This window comes from Prauserella salsuginis (assembly GCF_024648885.1).
Lineage (GTDB): Bacteria > Actinomycetota > Actinomycetes > Mycobacteriales > Pseudonocardiaceae > Prauserella > Prauserella salsuginis.
This window is the reverse complement of sequence record NZ_JANBBF010000013.1, coordinates 52779-67499: the sequence shown is the minus strand read 5'-3', so window position 1 is coordinate 67499 and position 14721 is coordinate 52779. Positions and strand designations below refer to the sequence as shown.

Below are 14721 nucleotides of genomic sequence, written 5' to 3'. Positions count from 1 at the left end.
AATCGAGTGACTCACCTCGACGTGTGCCTCCCCACGCCCCGTGTTGCGTTCTCCGGGAGCCGTGTTGCGTTTCCCAGGGGCCGTGTTGCGTTCTCCAGGGGCCGTGTTGCGCCCTCCCGTCGCCCGACCACGACCCCTCACCGACGCCCTGCCGCGCGGCTGTGTTGATGGGGCCACGTTGTTGACGGGGCCGTGTTGCGCCTTCCGGCCCCTGTTCTTCGCTCGGCGCATCCGGCGCGGACGCGAAAATCCGTTGCCCCGGTTGGCAGCACACCCGCAGGGTGTGCACATGACCTGCCCGCGCACCGCGCTCGACGCCACCTCGGCCACCCGCGCACCCGTCGTCGGCGTACCTGCTGTCGTCGGCGTCACGGTGCAGCGACAGCAGCCGAGCGGCATCGGGAGGTCGACCACCGCGCAGCCGTGACCGGGGCGCTGCTGGCAGGGCTCGTCGCCGGATACGGCATCGCGATCCCCGTCGGCGCGGTCGGCGCGTACCTGGTCACGCTGGCGGCTCGCACCCGGAGGAGCGTCGCCGTGGGCGCGGCCCTCGGGGTGGCCACCGCGGACGGTGGATACGCGCTGCTGGCGGTGGTGGGCGGTCGCGCCGTGGCCGCCGTCCTCGAACCCGTGGCGACGCCGCTGCGGTGGACGTCCGCGGCGGTGCTGGTGGCGATCGCCGTGACAATCGCAGGCTCGGCGATCATCGAACACCGGCAGCGCACCCGTGGGCGGATCACGTCGCCGGCACGCGGGACACCCGCCACTCCCGGACGCGCCTACGCCGTGTTGTTGGCGATCACGTGCCTGAACCCGACCACGCTCACCTACTTCGCCGCGCTCGTCCTCGGCGACGGCGCCGGTATCGACCGCGCGGGTCCGGCTGGGCCGGTGGCGTCGGCGGTGTTCGTCGCCGCGGCGTTCGCGGCGTCGGCGAGCTGGCAGCTGGCGCTGGCGTTCGCGGGCTCGGCCCTGGGCCGCGTCGTCTCGGGCCCGCGGGGACGGCTGCTGACGGCTGTGGTGTCGAGCACCATGGTGATCGGGCTCGCTGCCATCACGGCGCTGAGCGTGTAAAACCTGTCGTAGGACCCGAATCAGGGTTCCCGGACGAGGGAGCCGTACCCGGAAACGCGACAAGACGGCCGTCGGAAGGGACCTGTCATGTCGTGGCTGATCCTGATCGTGTCGGGGCTGTTCGAGGCCGTCTGGGCGACCGCACTGGGGAAGACCGCGGGGTTCACGCGGCTGGGGCCGTCGATGGTGTTCCTCGCCGCTCTCGTGGTGAGCATGGCCGGGCTGGCGTACGCGATGCGCGACCTGCCGACCGGAACCTCCTACGCCGTGTGGGTGGCGATCGGCGCCGTGGGCACCGTGGTCTACGCCATGGCCACCGGGGACGAAGTGGTGTCCCCGCTGAAGGTGCTGTTCCTCGTCGGCATCATCGGCTGCGTCGTCGGCTTGAAGGCCGTGAGCTAACGGATACTCGAGGGGCGAAGATCGGTCCACTCGGCGTCGACGTAGCGCAGGCAGGCCTCGCGGGTGTCCTCACCGAACACCATGCGCCAGCCCGCGGGAACGTCCACGAACGACGGCCACAGCGAGTGCTGGTCCTCGTCGTTGACGAGCACGTAGAACCGGCCTTCGTTGTCCTCGAACGGATTCATCGCTCACTCCTCATGTCCGTTGTCCACTGTGCAGGGACCGCTTTCCGGGGGATGGTCCGGAGATCGTCCTCGGCCATGTCCGTGTTCGTCACGACCCGCTGACGGCGAACTCGGCCGTCACCCGGGAGCTGCGTCGCTGCAGGACGGAGTCGAGGATCTCACCGGAACGGATCGCGTTGTTCGACAGCAGTGACGACGTGATGCCGTGGGTGTGCTCGGTGGCGCCGCCCTGCAGGTACACGCCGGCCGACAGGGCGGCACCGCCGTGCACCCGGTAGTCGCGTTCGATCCGCGGCCTGCCCGCCGGATCACGCGTGACGTGCGAGGCGAGCCCGTCCAGCTGGGCGTCGACGTCGGCGGGCAGGTATCCGGTGGCGTACACAACCACGTCGGCGTCGAGTACCGATTTCTCCCCGTTGCTGAGCGATTCGACCGTCGTCCGGACACCGTCGGCGGTCTCGACCACGTCGGTCGCGCGGGAGGCGTGAAAGAAGCGCAACCGCTCCTGCCCGAGCACCCGTTCGCGATACAGCCGCCGGTACAGGTCCTCGATGAGTTCCAGATCGACGACGGAGTAGTTCGTGTTGGCGTGATAGTCCATCAGGCGGTCCTTGACATCCTGGGGCGCGCCGAAGAACTCGTCGACCGATGCCGGGTCGAAGATCCGGTTGGCGAGCGGGCTGTCATCGGAGGGGCTGTAGCCGAAGCGGGAGAACACCGCGCACACCTCGGCGTCCGGGAACGTCGAGTGCAGGTGCGCCGTCACCTCCGCCGCACTCTGCCCCGCGCCGACGACGACGAACCGCCGCGCGTCGCCCGGCACGGACGGCACGCGCTGCAGCAGTTCGCTGTTGTGCCAGACGCGATCGGACAGCTCGGCGCCGTCCGGTATCCGCGGCCGCAATCCGGTCGCGAGCACGACGTTCCGCGCTCGGTACACCGCTCCGGAGGAGGTGCGCACATCGACGCAACCGATCTCGTCGCCGTCGAACACCGGCTCGATCCCGGCGACCCGGGTGCCGTACGAGACCATGTCGCCGACCTGCGCGGCCGACCATCCGAAGTAGTCGTGGAACTCGGCCCGTAGCGGGAACAGCGTCTTGTGGTTGACGAACTCGACCAGCCGCCCGCGGTCGTGCAGATAGGACAGAAAGCTGAAGCGGCTCGTCGGATTCCGTAGCGTCGCGAGGTCCTTGAGGAACGACACCTGCATGGTTGCGTCATCGATGAGCATGCCGCGGTGCCAGCCGAACGAGGCCTGCTGTTCGAGGAACTGTGCCGTGACGGGCTCGGCCGCGTCCTCGTTGTACTCGGCGACCGCGATGGCGAGGGCCAGATTCGACGGCCCGAAACCCACGCCGACGAGGTCGTACACCGGTACATCGCCTGCGAGCCCCTGAGTCATACCAGTCCTATCGCCGAGACAGCCAGACAGAGGCTACCCTAACCTAACTAAGGGCTGCCTCAGTTAGACCTTTTGAGGGTGATCCTCGACTCCGACGTCAAGGGTTGTCAGCTTAGGCAAGCCTTGCTTCACTGGGTGCGTTTCGCCCACGACGTTACGGAGGACCGATGCGGGTCGTCATGTTCGGCTACCAGACGTGGGGGCACCGCACCCTGCGTGCGCTGCTCGATTCGGAGCACGTGGAGGTGGCGATGGTCGTCACGCACCCGAGGTCCGAACATGCCTACGAACGGATCCTGGCCGACTCGGTCGAAGACCTCGCCAGGGAGAACGGTGTCGAGGCGGTACTGGCGCAGCGACCCGACGACGCGCTCGTCGACAAGCTCCGTGAGGTGGCGCCCGATCTGATCGTCGCCAACAACTGGCGCACCTGGCTGCCGCCGGAGATCTACAACCTGCCCACCCACGGCACGCTCAACATCCACGACTCACTACTGCCCGCCTACGCCGGGTTCTCCCCCATCATCTGGGCGCTCATCAACGGCGAACCCGAGGTCGGCGTGACCGCCCACATGATGAACGAGGAGCTCGACGCTGGCCCGATCGTCGGCCAGAAGTCCGTGACCGTCGGCCCGCGCGACACGGCCATCGACCTGGTCCACGCCACGGTGGAGAAGATCGAACCACTGGTGGCCGAGGCGCTGGAGTTCATCGCCGGCGGGCGCACCGACTGGACTCCGCAGGACCGGTCGAAGGCCAGCTTCTTCCACAAACGTTCACTCGAGGACAGCCGCATCGACTGGACGTGGCCCGCCGCGGACCTCGACCGGCTGGTGCGCGCGCTGGCCGACCCGTATCCGAACGCCTACACGTACTACAAGGGCGAGCGGATCCGCATCATCGAGGCGTCCGTGTCGGACGGCAAGTACGGCGGCACCCCGGGACGCATCTTCTATCCCGAGGGCAAGGGCGTGGCGATCGTCGCGGGTGCCGACGCGCGCTTCGGCCGGAACCACGGACTGCGCATCGAACGGGTGCGCACCGAGGACGGCACGGAATACGCGGGCACGGAATTCTTCACGAAGATGGGCGGCTACCTGACCTCGCACCCGTGAGGTGACGCCCCAAGGACACCTCGAGAACACACCCCGAGGACACCGAGACGCGCCGCCGGTTCGCGCCCCCGAAAAGTGCGCGAACCGGCGGCGACCACTGTCGAGCCGAGGCAGCACCGGTGGATCTCCTCGGCGACCGAACCCGGCGGACGCGGCGACCGGGCCGACGGATGTCACCGGCAGCGCCGGTCGCCGTCAGCGGAGTAGTTCGACCTTGCAGTTCAGTCCGGGTGCGCTGCTCAACCTGATGTCACCCGTCAGCAGCGGCATGTCCAACGCGGACGCGAGCACGACGTAGAGCCCGTCGTAGAACGTGATCGTGTGCCGCAGTGACCAGGTTTGTTCCAATAGGACCACCTGGTCGTACCGATCGTCGACGAGTCCGCGCAACGCCCGCAGGCCGGTCAACGCCTCGTCCCCGGTGATCTCGCCGCGCCGCTCGAGGGCCCGCAGTGCCTGACCGACCTCGGCGTCGATCAGATACGGCGCATGCACCCGACTGTCGGCGAGCAACTTCCGCAACGCCGCGCCGACGCCGTCCTTCCGCGTCAGCGCCGCGACGAGAGCCGACGCGTCGACGACGTACTCACTCGCGGTCACTCGCCACGCGCCTCGCGAAGCACCTCGTCGATGGAGCCCGCCGTCGCCCCCGGCGTCGCACAGGCGGCGAGGTTCTCCTCGACGGCCCGTACGTAGTCGGCCTTCGCACGTTCACGCGCAGCCTCGATGAGGTACTGGCGCATGTACGCCTGCAGCGACTGCCCCGCCTCGGCCGCTCGACGGCGGAACACGTCCGCGACCTCGTCGGGCACGTCTTTGACCTGGATGGTGGTCATGACATGACCATACCGAGATCGGCGCCGAAATGCATGCACTTCGGCGCCGATCCACCACCGTCTCACACGCGGACGAGCATCTTGCCCGTGTTGGAGCCGGCGAGCAGGTCGAGGAACGCCTGTGGCGCACTGCGAATGCCGTCGACGACGGTCTCGCTGTAGACGATCGATCCGTCGCCGACCAGCGGCGCGACCTCATCGACGAACCGCGGGCGCGCGTCGAGGTGGTCGCCCACCAGGAAGCCGCGCATCGTGATCCGCTTGGCGATGAACTGCACCAGGTTGCGCGGGCCCGGCTGCGGCTCGGTCGCGTTGTACTGCGAGATCATCCCGCAGATGGCGATCCGCCCACCGAGGTTCATCGAGCCGATGGCCGCTTCGAGGTGCTCGCCGCCGACGTTGTCGAAGTAGACGTCGACGCCGTCCGGCGCAGCGGCCTTCAGCTGGTCGGCGACGGGCCCGTCCTTGTAGTTGAACGCCGCGTCGAACCCGAGCTCCTCGGTCAGCCACCGCACCTTCTCGGCGGACCCGGCACTGCCGATCACCCGGGACGCGCCGCGCAGTTTCGCCAGCTGGCCGACCATCGACCCGACCGCACCGGCCGCGCCCGACACGAACACGGCGTCACCCTCGGCGAACCGGGCCACGTCGAACAGACCCGCGTAGGCCGTCAGCCCCGGCATGCCGAGCACCCCGAGGTAGGCCTGCGCGGGCGCCGACGTGACGTCGATCTTCGCGGCGTTGTCGGTGTCGACGATCGCGTGCGTGCGCCAGCCGAGCTGGTGCAGCACCGTGTCGCCGACGGCCAGGCCGTCGGCGTTCGACGCGACGACCTCGCCGACCGCACCACCCGTCATCGGCTCGCCGACCTCGTAGGGCGCGGCGTAGGACTTCGCCGAGCTCATCCGCCCGCGCATGTACGGATCGACCGACAGCCACGTGTTGCGCACGAGCGCCTGACCGGGCCCGGGCCGACCCGCGTCGACGTCGGCGATCTCGAAGTTCGCCATCGTGGGCTCGCCGTGCGGCCGCTCGGCGAGCCGGATCTCCACCGCGTTGTCACCGGACTCCGTCATGCCGTGGCCACCTTTTCCAGGTTGTCGAGCACACCGTCGTAGATGCGCTTGAGGCCGGCCGGCGCGAACGTCTTCTCGAAGAAGCCGCCGATGCCGCCTGCTCCCTGCCAGGTGGTTTCGATGCGCACGGTCGACTTGTCGCCGGCCTCCTCGACGGTCCACGTGGTGACCATGCTCGAGTTGGCGTCGGTCTCCACGATCGTGCCCGGCTTCGGTTCGGTGACCGTGGCGGCGACGTCGCGCACGCGCTTCGACGTGGCCTGCAGCTTCCAGGTCGCGACCGTGCCCGCGCCGGTGCCACCGTCGCTGACGGCGTAGTCGCGGTAGGCCTCGGTGAGGATCTTCGGCCTGGTGTCGGTGTAGTCGGCGACGAGCGTGCGCACCGTGTCGGCGGGCGCGTCGATCGTCCGCTCGGCTATGGCGGTGACCTGTCCCATGTGCTCTCCCTGTTGATCGTGTGGCGGGTCGCGTCCGGCCGGGCGCTGACCCGGTTCTACTTGGCGAGCTCCTCGATGACCTCGGCTCCCGGCAACGCGGCGAGTGCCGACCCGGTGACGAGCAGTTTGCTGCCGCGGATGCCGCTGCCCACGATGAGTTCCGGCGCACGGGCGACCGCGGCGTCGACGAGGACCGGCCAGTCCGAAGGCAGGCCGATCGGCGTGATGCCGCCGTAGGCCATGTTGGTCAGCTCGACAGCCTCTTCCATCGGGGCGAACGACACCTTGCGCACGTCCATGCGCTTGCGAATGACGTTGTTGACGTCGGCGCGGGTCGTCGCGAGTATGAGCGCGGCGGCGTAGCGCACCTCGCCAGCACGTTTACCTGCGACGACGACGCAGTTGGCCGACGCTTCGAGCGGCGACGAATACGCCTCGCAGAACGCGGCGGTGTCGGCCAGCTCCGGATCGATCTCGGCGACGCCGACCGGCGCCTTGACGGAGTCGAGCGCGCCCGCGACCGGTTCGGCCATGAGGTCGGGACGCTCGACGGCCGACTGCACGGTGAGCGTCCCCGCGATGTTCCAGTCGTTCACATCGCCACCGTAGGTCACCCCGTCAGCATCGAGTCGCGGCGCATCGACGCGCCGAGCACCACCGGGTCGGCACCGGGACATCACCGGGTCGGCGCCCGGGTCACGGGACGACGCTCGGGATGACAGGACGCGTGCCCGGAGTGTCGCCGGGCCGAGGATCAGCGCGTCACCAGGAGGAACCGCCGCGCTGGACCTCGATCAGCTTGGGGCGCACGTCGACGATGTAGACGAGCGCAGCCACGATGCCGGCCAGCCAGAAGATCAGCCCGGCGCCGTAGAAGTTGAACAGCAGCATCGCGAGCGTCGCACCACCCGTGATGCCCAGCCACATCGGCTTCGTGTGCCGGTCGGCTGCGGTGTAGGCGTCGGAGCGCTGGGTCAGCGCGTGTACGAAGGCGACCAGGCCGACGAGAGTGCCTGCCCAGTCGATGGCGAACACGATCCAGTACGCGAGATACGGCACGCCACTCAGCGTACGTCAGACGCCGAACACACTTCGGGCTCCGGTTGCGGTAACAACCGGAGCCCGAGGTGTGGACGGTCAGCTCAGTTGTCGCTCTTCGAACCGGTGGAGCCCGTCGACTTCTTCGCGGCGCTCGTGGTGCGGCGCGTGGTGGTCGATTTCGCGCTCGACGTGGTCGACGACTTGGTGGTGGTCTTCGGCTTGGCGGGCGTGGTGGCCTCATCGACGCTCGCCTCGGCCTTCTCTGCGGCGTCGGAGATCTTCTCCGCGGTCGCCTCGACGACCTCACCGGCGTCCTCGCCCGCGCCGCGCACCGTGGACGTCACCTTCGAGACGACGCCGTCGATGCCCTTGCGCACGTCGGCCGTGGCACCGTCGACACGCACCTGCACGGTCTGGAACGTCTCGCCGAGCTGGTCGGTGGCCTTCCTGACCTGCGGCTGCGCGAGCAGCTTGTCCCAGGCCTCCTCACCGGACTCGGCCAGCCGGTGGTACAGCTTCAGCGCGGCGTCGGTGTACTCGTCGAGCAGCTTGCGCAGCTCGGCCGGGTCGAGCTTGTCGCGGAGCCCCTCGAGCTCAGACGGCAGCTCCTCGAGGTTCTTCTTCGCGTCCTCGAAGCCCTTCTTGGCGTCCTCGACGCTCTTGCGGACGACGTCGCCGCCGTCGGTGTAACGCTCCTTGGCCTTGGCCAGCGCGTCGTTCACGGCGTGGCTCGCGAGGTTGCCTGCGCCCAGGGCGGCGAGCAGCGGGGTCTTGAGCTGGTCGACGGGGGTCTTGGCGCCGTCGTTCTCGGTCTTGGCGGATTCGGTCTTGGCGGTCTCGGTAGCCATGTCGGCTCACTCCTCGGCGTGCGGCTGTTCGGGTTCGGTTCCGGGCGTGCTCTCTTCGCGGTTCTGCCTGCGGAACGACTCGTAGACGTCGAGCAGAACCGTCTTCTGGCGCTCGGACAGCTCGGTATCGGCGCGGATCGCGTCGAGCACCGGGCCCCCTTCCGGCAGGTCGTCGAGAATTCCGGCCTGCACGTAGAGCGCCTCCGCCGAGATTCGCAACCCTTTGGCGATCTGCTGCAGGATCTCCGCGCTGGGCTTGCGGACCCCGCGTTCGATCTGGCTCAGATACGGGTTGGAAACACCGGCCAGTTTGGACAGCTGCCGCAGGGAGATCTTGGCGCTGCTGCGTTGTTGGCGGATGTACGACCCGATGTCCCGGCCGAGGTCGGCCATCTTGTCCATCGGTCCGGTCGCATCCTCATCCGTACCGGCGCCGGGTCGGCCGTCGCGGTCGCCGTCGACATCGTCGTCACGATGCTCGGCACCGTCCGACTTCCCCGTCACGCCTGCCACCTCCCTACGACGTTTTCCACGGTAACCACGAGTGCTAGCTATTGCAAGCACCCTGCTTGCACCCTTCGCGTGTGACGCCGAACACTCGTGACCGATCCGGGTGGCCCCGCCTCATCTGCGCCTTCCTCCGCAGGTCAGGTGTTACGGTCCCGACCGCCATCCCGGGGGAGCGCGCACCGCGCGGGGATACGAGGAGGGGGACATGAGTGACGGTTACGCCGTCAACATCGCCGAGCTGGGCACACTGATCAGGACACTCGAGGACGGCGCCGAACAGGTCCGCGACCGTCAGTGAGGCCGCGTGGCCGTTGGTCGCCGCGCAGACCCGCCGGATCGCCGACAGTCTCCGTTTCGACCTGCAGGCCGAGCGGTCGCGATGACACAACCGGCCACGACGACGTCACAGCAGGCCACGACAGGATCGAGTTGATGGTCACGGCACACGATTCGTTGCAGGACACGGTCGCGTTCGCCCTGCGGGACAAGCCGTTCACGTGGCTGCGGACCGAAGAGGTCACACCCAGTCCGCAGCACGTCGACACCGTCGCGCGGCAGTTCGGTGCGTCGGTCGTCCGCGCACTCGGCTTGCCACCCGGGCCGTTTCTCATGTTGATCAGCCGCGTTCCGATCCGGTCCATCCAGGACACATGCGTGCCGTACCAGAAGCCGTTCCGGTCCCATCGACGGCGCTGCATAGCAGCCGCCATACCCATGGTGCCGTTGCTGAGGATGCTGGCCCTGAGCCTAGGGGCTACGACCGGCGAACCAGGTGTGCTGTTGGGGCTCGTTGCAGTCGGTGCGCTGCTACTTCCGGCATGGACGGCCGCGTTCGTGCTCAAGTTCCGCCGCCCCGGGCCGACCCTCGATCACCTGGTCTCCGCGCTGATCCGCGAGTTCGACGGGCGGAAGAAGGTGCGGATCTACGCGTTGTCGTACCGATTGCCCAGCAGAGATCTCTACTGCGCGGTCGCCTGGGAGCTCGGCTACACGCTGAAGAGCTACTACCGCAGCTTCGCGTTGTGGGGTGGGGACCGCAATCTCGTCAGGCTGACCTTCGAACGCCGCGACCGTGCCGACAGCGCGGAACCGGCACCTGCTCCGTACCAGGCGGGTTAGAACGACAACCGCCGAAGACCCGCCACCACTGATCACCGCACCAGGAGCGACGAGGGGTTCGATGACGGAACCGACCAGTGAACAGCTCATCGAACAGGCACGCGCCCAGGTACGACAGGCCCGCAACAAGCAGGCCGAGTTCGACGAGCTGCTGTCGACTCTGGACGAGGCGAGAACACAGCTCCATTCTCTACGAGCCACGGCGACCTCCCCCGACGGCACGGTGACCGTGACAGCCGGGGCCGGCGGCATCGTGCAGTCCGTGGAACTGTCGGACAACGCGCTGAGTAACACCAACGCGTCATCCCTGGCGTCGTCGATCAACGCGACGATCGCTCAGGCGATCCGGCAGGCCACCGAGAAGCACGTCGACCTCGTGCACCGGCACGTCGGCCAGGACGTCGGCATCGCCCGCATCCTCGGCCCCCAGGCAGCCTTCGCGCCGAGCAGCGGATCCGCTCCCGCCGAACCGCGTTCGGACACGCACCGCGGCCGGCGTGACGACGACACGGATCCGTTCCACGACCCGCTCAAGCTGGACTGAAACCTCACAGACGGGCCTCAGCAGACGGGCCTCAACAGGCGCAGAGGCAGAACGGGTGGCCGTCCGGGTCGGCGTAGACGCGGAAGGTCTCGGGCTTGTCGTCGAGCAGCCGCGCACCGAGATCCAGCGTCCGCTGGTGTTCGGCGTCGAGATCGCCGACCGTGAAGTCGAGGTGCAGCATCTGCGGCCGCTCGTTCGACGGCCACGTCGACGGCCGATAGTCGGGGTCGCGCTGGAAACTGATGTCCGCCCCGCCGTCAGGGTTCACGAGCGTCACCCACTCGTCGTCCGAGTCGGGGTCGAGCTCCCAGCCGAGGAGCTTCCCGTAGAAGTCCGCGAGCCGATACGGCTCCGGGCAGTCCAGGGCGACACAGCCCAACGTCACCGATGTACTCATTCAGCGCCTCCTTGCGCTCGATTCACCCGACGGAACGGCGTCACAGCGGCACAGCCCGGTCACAGCTCCACAGCTTGGTCACAGCAGCACAACACGCCGCCCCCACCACCAGGCCGACACCGTCATAACCAATGAACACATGATGCCGGTTACGAAAACCGGACGCAACCACTGTTTCCAATACACTGGTGACGTGGACGCGGACGTGAGGCTGGTGCTGGACTTCCTCAACACCGTCGACGTCGAGAAGGACGTCGACGTGCTGCGCTCCGTCACCGAGTGGCACGCGTGGACCCACGCGCGCGAGTTGACGCCGGGCTCGATCGACGACGCGTTCCGCGCCCGCCGGGTCCTCCGCGAGGCCGCGGGCGAGCCGGCAAGTGATCCGGTCGCCGGGACCGATACCTCGCACACCGCGCGCGAGCTGCGAATACCCGTCGACGTCGCGTTCCGGCTCTCCCCCACTGCCGACCCGCAGCTGATCGCCGACGACGCCGTCTCGGCCGTGTTCACCGCGGCGATGCGGCTGGCCGTACTCGGCGACTGGCGCCGCATCAAGATCTGCCCTGCCGACGACTGCCTGTGGGCGTTCTACGACGAGTCCCGCAACCGTTCGCGCACGTGGTGTTCGATGCAGGTGTGCGGCAATCGCGTCAAGGCGCGCACGTTCCGCAAGCGCACCGGCTCAGCACCCGGCGAGGACTCCACAGCCGGTTGACCACAACCCACCGGACCTGTGGATAACTACGTGGATAACCCCACCCACTGTGGATAACCTCCCCCTCTCGGGTGGCCTGGACCACACTACGAGTGGATCGGACCAAGCCCGGCTGCAGCCACACGGTCACGCACCGCGACCGGCGGCAGGGCACCCGGGGCGACCGAGCATGGGCCGACCGGGCATGGAGCGACCGAGCGTCCACCGGAGCCCGCCCACGCCCACGCCCACACGACGAATCGAGGCCGGCGCGGGGCTCCAGGTCGACGGGGTAGCCCGCCCTGCCCCGCACCAGCACCAGCACCAGCACCAGCACCAGCACCAGCACCAGCACCAGCACCAGCACCAGCACCAGCACCAGCACCAGCACCAGCACCAGCACGGGAATCAGAACAGCAGCTCACCGACCGTGTAGATGACCAGGCCCGCCAGCGCGCCGACGACCGTGCCGTTGATGCGGATGAACTGCAGGTCGCGGCCCACCTGGAGCTCGACCTTGCGCGAGGTCTCCTCGGCGTCCCACCGTTCGACGGTGTCGGTGATGATCGTCGTGATCTCCCGCGAGTAGTGCCGCACGACGTGTGCGGCGGCGTCCTCGATCCAGCCGTCGACCTTCCTGGCCAGCTCCGCATCCGCCTGCAACCGGCCGCCCAGCGTCTGCAGCCCTTCCCGTACGCGCGTTCGCAGTTCACTCGACGGATCCTCGGCTGCGGTGAGCAGCATGTCCTTCGCGGTCGCCCACGCCGAGCCGATCAGCTTCTTCACCTCGGGGTGTTCGACGAGCTGACGTTTCACGGCGTCCGCGCGCGCCATCGTCTCCGGGTCCTTCTGCAGGTCCTGGGCGAACTCGCTCGCGAACCGGTCGAGCGCCAGCCGCATCGGGTGGTTGACGTCGGTCTTCACGGCCCAGGCGAACGTCAGCACCTCGCCGTACACCTTGTCGGCCAGCATCTCGTCGACGAACCGCGGCGACCACGACGGCGCCCGTTCCGACACGACCCGCAGCACCGTGGCGTGGTTGGTGCGCACCCAGTCGTACGCGCGGTCGCACATCAGGTCGACGAACCGGTAGTGCGCGCCGTCGGTCAGCACCTGTTCGAGGAGCTTGCCCAGCGGCGGACCCCACTCGCGGTCGACGACGCGGCGGACGACGGCCTGTTCCATCACGACCTGCACGTCCTCGTCCCGCAGCACCGTCACGGCGCCGCGCACGACGGTCGAAAGTTCCGCCGTCACCCGCTCGGCGTTGTCGGGCGCCGCAAGCCACTCGCCCGTACGCCGCGACACCTCGAGGCGCCGAAGCTTGTCCCGCACGACGGGTTCGGACAGGAAGTTCGCCCCGACGAAGTCGCCGAGGCTCTCCCCCAGCACGTTCTTCTTGTTGGGGATGATCGCCGTGTGCGGGATCCGGATCCCCAGCGGATGCCGGAACAACGCGGTGACGGCGAACCAGTCGGCGAGGCCGCCGATCATGCCGGCCTCGGCCGCGGCGCGCACGTAGCCGACCCATCCGGGCCAACCCTCGCTCTCGGCCCACCTGGCCAGCAGGAACACCACCGCCGCGCCGAACAGGAACGCGAGCGCCACCTGTTTCATCCGGCGCAGGCTCTGCCGTTTGGCCTCGTCGCCGGCGAGGCCACCGGACGGCGCCGGTGCCGGGGCGGCGGCACTCGACACCGGGGGCCCGGACGTCCCGGCGCCGGAAGTCACGTCGTCACTCGGTTGCTCCACACCCGCATTGTCCGTGAGGATCGATTCCCGTGCGCCCACCTCTCGTTTCCCGCCTCCAACCGTTCACGTCGACCGTCTTCGCGGAGATGACGGCACTGGCCACGCGCACCGGCGCGGTCAACCTCGGCCAGGGCTTTCCCGACACCGACGGGCCCACCGGAATGCTCGACGCCGCCAGGGACGCGCTGTACGGCGGTGCGAACCAGTACCCGCCCGGGCCCGGACGCCCCGAACTGCGCAAGGCCGTCGCCGAGCACCGCACGCGTTACGGCCTCCACTACGACCCCGACACGGAGGTCCTGGTCACGGCAGGCGCCACCGAAGCGATCGCCGCATCCCTGCTCGCGCTGGCCGACCGCGGCGACGAGGTGATCGCCATCGAGCCGTACTACGACTCGTACGCCGCCGCGATCGCCATGGCGGGCGCGCAGCGCCGCACGGTCCCGCTGGCCTCCGACGGCGAGCGATTCGCACTCGACGTCGACGCCCTGCGCGCCGCCGTCACCCCAGACACCCGCGCGATCCTGGTCAACTCGCCGCACAACCCGACCGGCACCGTGTTCACCCACGACGAGCTGACCGCCATCGCCGAGGTGTGCGTCGACAACGACCTGATCGCCGTGCAGGACGAGGTGTACGAACACCTGACGTTCGACGACATCGAGCACACCCCGCTGGCGACGCTGCCGGGGATGCGCGAACGCACCGTGTCGATCTCGAGTGCGGGGAAGACGTTCAACTGCACCGGCTGGAAGATCGGCTGGGTGTGCGCACCCGCGGAGCTGGTCGCGGCGGTGAAGACCACGAAGCAGTTCCTCACGTTCGTCTCCGGTGGGCCGCTGCAGCCTGCCGTCGCGTACGCGCTCGAACACGAGCTCGGCTGGGTCGAGCAGCTGCGGACATCGCTGGCGGCCAAGCGCGACCGACTGTCCAAGGGCCTCACCGAGGCCGGCTTCGCGGTGTGGCCGAGTGCCGGCACGTACTTCGTGTGCGCCGACGTGCGGCCGCTCGGCTTCACCGACGCCGAGGACCTCGCGTGGCGTCTCCCCGAGCTCGCGGGCGTCGCGGCGGTCCCCGTCAAGGTGTTCACCGACCACCCGGACGAGTGGAATCACGTGCTGCGGTTCGCGTTCAGCAAGCGTGACGAGGTGCTCGACGAGGCTGTCGAACGCCTGCACCAGCTACATCGGGGCTGAGACGTTCGGCCGGTCACGCACCCGCGATCGGTGGAACCCCCCGCCTCGGTGCTAGAAAGACCGCGGCCGGACCTGCGACGATCC

20 protein-coding genes and 1 riboswitch are annotated in these 14721 nt (G+C 68.7%); of the genes, 8 read left to right on the top strand and 12 right to left on the bottom strand.

Going from position 1 to position 14721, the window contains the following annotated elements; genetic code table 11:
* The first annotated feature begins 289 nt into the window (after positions 1-289).
* The 3 genes from LY40_RS20635 (at position 290) to LY40_RS20625 (ending at position 1476) form a co-directional block, all read left to right on the top strand.
* The gene (locus LY40_RS20635) at positions 290-427 is read left to right on the top strand and encodes a hypothetical protein (RefSeq protein ID WP_183780054.1); all 138 of its coding nucleotides are present in this window, start codon (positions 290-292) and stop codon (positions 425-427) included.
* Positions 424-1074 carry a LysE family transporter gene (locus LY40_RS20630; protein WP_258937885.1) on the top strand — a complete coding sequence of 217 codons (651 nt, stop codon included), beginning with the start codon at positions 424-426 and terminating at the stop codon, positions 1072-1074. Before LY40_RS20635 ends, LY40_RS20630 begins: the two co-directional genes overlap by 4 nt.
* An 8-nt stretch (positions 1075-1082) precedes the next feature.
* A riboswitch (guanidine-III (ykkC-III) riboswitch) is annotated at positions 1083-1147 on the top strand.
* Between the two features lie 14 nt (positions 1148-1161).
* Positions 1162-1476, top strand: a complete 315-nt coding sequence (locus tag LY40_RS20625) for a DMT family transporter (protein WP_183780061.1) — start codon at positions 1162-1164, stop codon at positions 1474-1476.
* Here the strand turns inward: LY40_RS20625 and LY40_RS20620 are convergent.
* Positions 1473-1664 carry an MbtH family protein gene (locus LY40_RS20620; RefSeq protein WP_258937884.1) on the bottom strand — a complete coding sequence of 64 codons (192 nt, stop codon included), beginning with the start codon at positions 1662-1664 and terminating at the stop codon, positions 1473-1475. The genes LY40_RS20625 and LY40_RS20620 overlap by 4 nt on opposite strands.
* Before the next feature lie 88 nt (positions 1665-1752).
* On the bottom strand, positions 1753-3069 hold the full coding sequence (locus LY40_RS20615; RefSeq protein WP_258937883.1) for a lysine N(6)-hydroxylase/L-ornithine N(5)-oxygenase family protein: 1317 nt from the start codon (positions 3067-3069) through the stop codon (positions 1753-1755).
* A gap of 167 nt (positions 3070-3236) precedes the next feature.
* Between LY40_RS20615 and LY40_RS20610 the strand changes: the two genes are divergently transcribed.
* Entirely contained in the window at positions 3237-4184 is a 948-nt protein-coding gene (locus tag LY40_RS20610) for a methionyl-tRNA formyltransferase (protein WP_183780070.1), read from the top strand.
* 195 nt (positions 4185-4379) lie between these two features.
* On the opposite strand, the gene LY40_RS20605 is transcribed toward LY40_RS20610, so the two are convergent.
* From LY40_RS20605 to LY40_RS20570, 8 genes are all read right to left on the bottom strand, one after another.
* The gene (locus LY40_RS20605; protein ID WP_183780073.1) at positions 4380-4784 is read right to left on the bottom strand and encodes a type II toxin-antitoxin system VapC family toxin; all 405 of its coding nucleotides are present in this window, start codon (positions 4782-4784) and stop codon (positions 4380-4382) included.
* Positions 4781-5020, bottom strand: a complete 240-nt coding sequence (locus tag LY40_RS20600) for a FitA-like ribbon-helix-helix domain-containing protein (protein ID WP_183780076.1) — start codon at positions 5018-5020, stop codon at positions 4781-4783. The genes LY40_RS20605 and LY40_RS20600 overlap by 4 nt, the downstream gene beginning before the upstream one ends.
* A gap of 62 nt (positions 5021-5082) precedes the next feature.
* Positions 5083-6096, bottom strand: a complete 1014-nt coding sequence (locus LY40_RS20595; protein WP_258937882.1) for an NADP-dependent oxidoreductase — start codon at positions 6094-6096, stop codon at positions 5083-5085.
* Positions 6093-6533 (bottom strand): SRPBCC family protein, encoded by a 441-nt coding sequence (locus tag LY40_RS20590; RefSeq protein WP_258937881.1) that lies wholly within the window; start codon positions 6531-6533, stop codon positions 6093-6095. Before LY40_RS20590 ends, LY40_RS20595 begins: the two co-directional genes overlap by 4 nt.
* Positions 6534-6589: 56 nt before the next feature.
* Complete coding sequence (locus LY40_RS20585; protein WP_183780085.1) at positions 6590-7129, bottom strand: YbaK/EbsC family protein; 540 nt, start codon at positions 7127-7129, stop codon at positions 6590-6592.
* A gap of 166 nt (positions 7130-7295) precedes the next feature.
* The gene (locus LY40_RS20580) at positions 7296-7592 is read right to left on the bottom strand and encodes a DUF2516 family protein (protein WP_183780088.1); all 297 of its coding nucleotides are present in this window, start codon (positions 7590-7592) and stop codon (positions 7296-7298) included.
* Positions 7593-7675: 83 nt separating this feature from the next.
* Positions 7676-8422 (bottom strand): hypothetical protein, encoded by a 747-nt coding sequence (locus tag LY40_RS20575; protein ID WP_183780091.1) that lies wholly within the window; start codon positions 8420-8422, stop codon positions 7676-7678.
* Positions 8423-8428: 6 nt separating this feature from the next.
* Complete coding sequence (locus tag LY40_RS20570; RefSeq protein WP_183785068.1) at positions 8429-8824, bottom strand: helix-turn-helix domain-containing protein; 396 nt, start codon at positions 8822-8824, stop codon at positions 8429-8431.
* A gap of 540 nt (positions 8825-9364) precedes the next feature.
* On the opposite strand from LY40_RS20570, the gene LY40_RS20565 reads away from it, so the two are divergent.
* Both LY40_RS20565 and LY40_RS20560 read left to right on the top strand, forming a co-directional pair.
* Positions 9365-10051 carry a hypothetical protein gene (locus LY40_RS20565; RefSeq protein WP_258937880.1) on the top strand — a complete coding sequence of 229 codons (687 nt, stop codon included), beginning with the start codon at positions 9365-9367 and terminating at the stop codon, positions 10049-10051.
* A 61-nt stretch (positions 10052-10112) separates the two neighbouring features.
* Positions 10113-10595, top strand: a complete 483-nt coding sequence (locus LY40_RS20560; protein ID WP_258937879.1) for a YbaB/EbfC family nucleoid-associated protein — start codon at positions 10113-10115, stop codon at positions 10593-10595.
* A gap of 31 nt (positions 10596-10626) precedes the next feature.
* Here the strand turns inward: LY40_RS20560 and LY40_RS20555 are convergent, their stop codons facing one another.
* The gene (locus LY40_RS20555; protein ID WP_183780100.1) at positions 10627-10992 is read right to left on the bottom strand and encodes a VOC family protein; all 366 of its coding nucleotides are present in this window, start codon (positions 10990-10992) and stop codon (positions 10627-10629) included.
* Between the two features lie 193 nt (positions 10993-11185).
* Here LY40_RS20555 and LY40_RS20550 point away from each other — a divergent pair, with 193 nt between their 5' ends.
* On the top strand, positions 11186-11710 hold the full coding sequence (locus LY40_RS20550; RefSeq protein ID WP_258937878.1) for a CGNR zinc finger domain-containing protein: 525 nt from the start codon (positions 11186-11188) through the stop codon (positions 11708-11710).
* 387 nt (positions 11711-12097) lie between these two features.
* Here LY40_RS20550 and LY40_RS20545 read toward each other — a convergent pair whose 3' ends face one another.
* Positions 12098-13387 carry a DUF445 domain-containing protein gene (locus LY40_RS20545; protein WP_258938049.1) on the bottom strand — a complete coding sequence of 430 codons (1290 nt, stop codon included), beginning with the start codon at positions 13385-13387 and terminating at the stop codon, positions 12098-12100.
* Positions 13388-13470: 83 nt separating this feature from the next.
* Between LY40_RS20545 and LY40_RS20540 the strand changes: the two genes are divergently transcribed.
* Positions 13471-14637, top strand: coding sequence for a pyridoxal phosphate-dependent aminotransferase (locus LY40_RS20540; RefSeq protein ID WP_183780105.1), 1167 nt, complete (start codon positions 13471-13473; stop codon positions 14635-14637).
* Positions 14638-14721: the final 84 nt, after the last annotated feature.

Coding starts and splice junctions, on each gene's coding strand:
- LY40_RS20610 (WP_183780070.1), top strand. CDS start 3,237: ATGCGGGTCGTCATGTTCGGCTACCAGACGTGGGGGCACCGCACCCTG.
- LY40_RS20625 (WP_183780061.1), top strand. CDS start 1,162: ATGTCGTGGCTGATCCTGATCGTGTCGGGGCTGTTCGAGGCCGTCTGG.
- LY40_RS20565 (WP_258937880.1), top strand. CDS start 9,365: ATGGTCACGGCACACGATTCGTTGCAGGACACGGTCGCGTTCGCCCTG.
- LY40_RS20590 (WP_258937881.1), bottom strand. CDS start 6,533: ATGGGACAGGTCACCGCCATAGCCGAGCGGACGATCGACGCGCCCGCC.
- LY40_RS20620 (WP_258937884.1), bottom strand. CDS start 1,664: ATGAATCCGTTCGAGGACAACGAAGGCCGGTTCTACGTGCTCGTCAAC.
- LY40_RS20570 (WP_183785068.1), bottom strand. CDS start 8,824: ATGGACAAGATGGCCGACCTCGGCCGGGACATCGGGTCGTACATCCGC.
- LY40_RS20575 (WP_183780091.1), bottom strand. CDS start 8,422: ATGGCTACCGAGACCGCCAAGACCGAATCCGCCAAGACCGAGAACGAC.
- LY40_RS20560 (WP_258937879.1), top strand. CDS start 10,113: ATGACGGAACCGACCAGTGAACAGCTCATCGAACAGGCACGCGCCCAG.
- LY40_RS20555 (WP_183780100.1), bottom strand. CDS start 10,992: ATGAGTACATCGGTGACGTTGGGCTGTGTCGCCCTGGACTGCCCGGAG.
- LY40_RS20615 (WP_258937883.1), bottom strand. CDS start 3,069: ATGACTCAGGGGCTCGCAGGCGATGTACCGGTGTACGACCTCGTCGGC.
- LY40_RS20600 (WP_183780076.1), bottom strand. CDS start 5,020: ATGACCACCATCCAGGTCAAAGACGTGCCCGACGAGGTCGCGGACGTG.
- LY40_RS20595 (WP_258937882.1), bottom strand. CDS start 6,096: ATGACGGAGTCCGGTGACAACGCGGTGGAGATCCGGCTCGCCGAGCGG.
- LY40_RS20635 (WP_183780054.1), top strand. CDS start 290: ATGACCTGCCCGCGCACCGCGCTCGACGCCACCTCGGCCACCCGCGCA.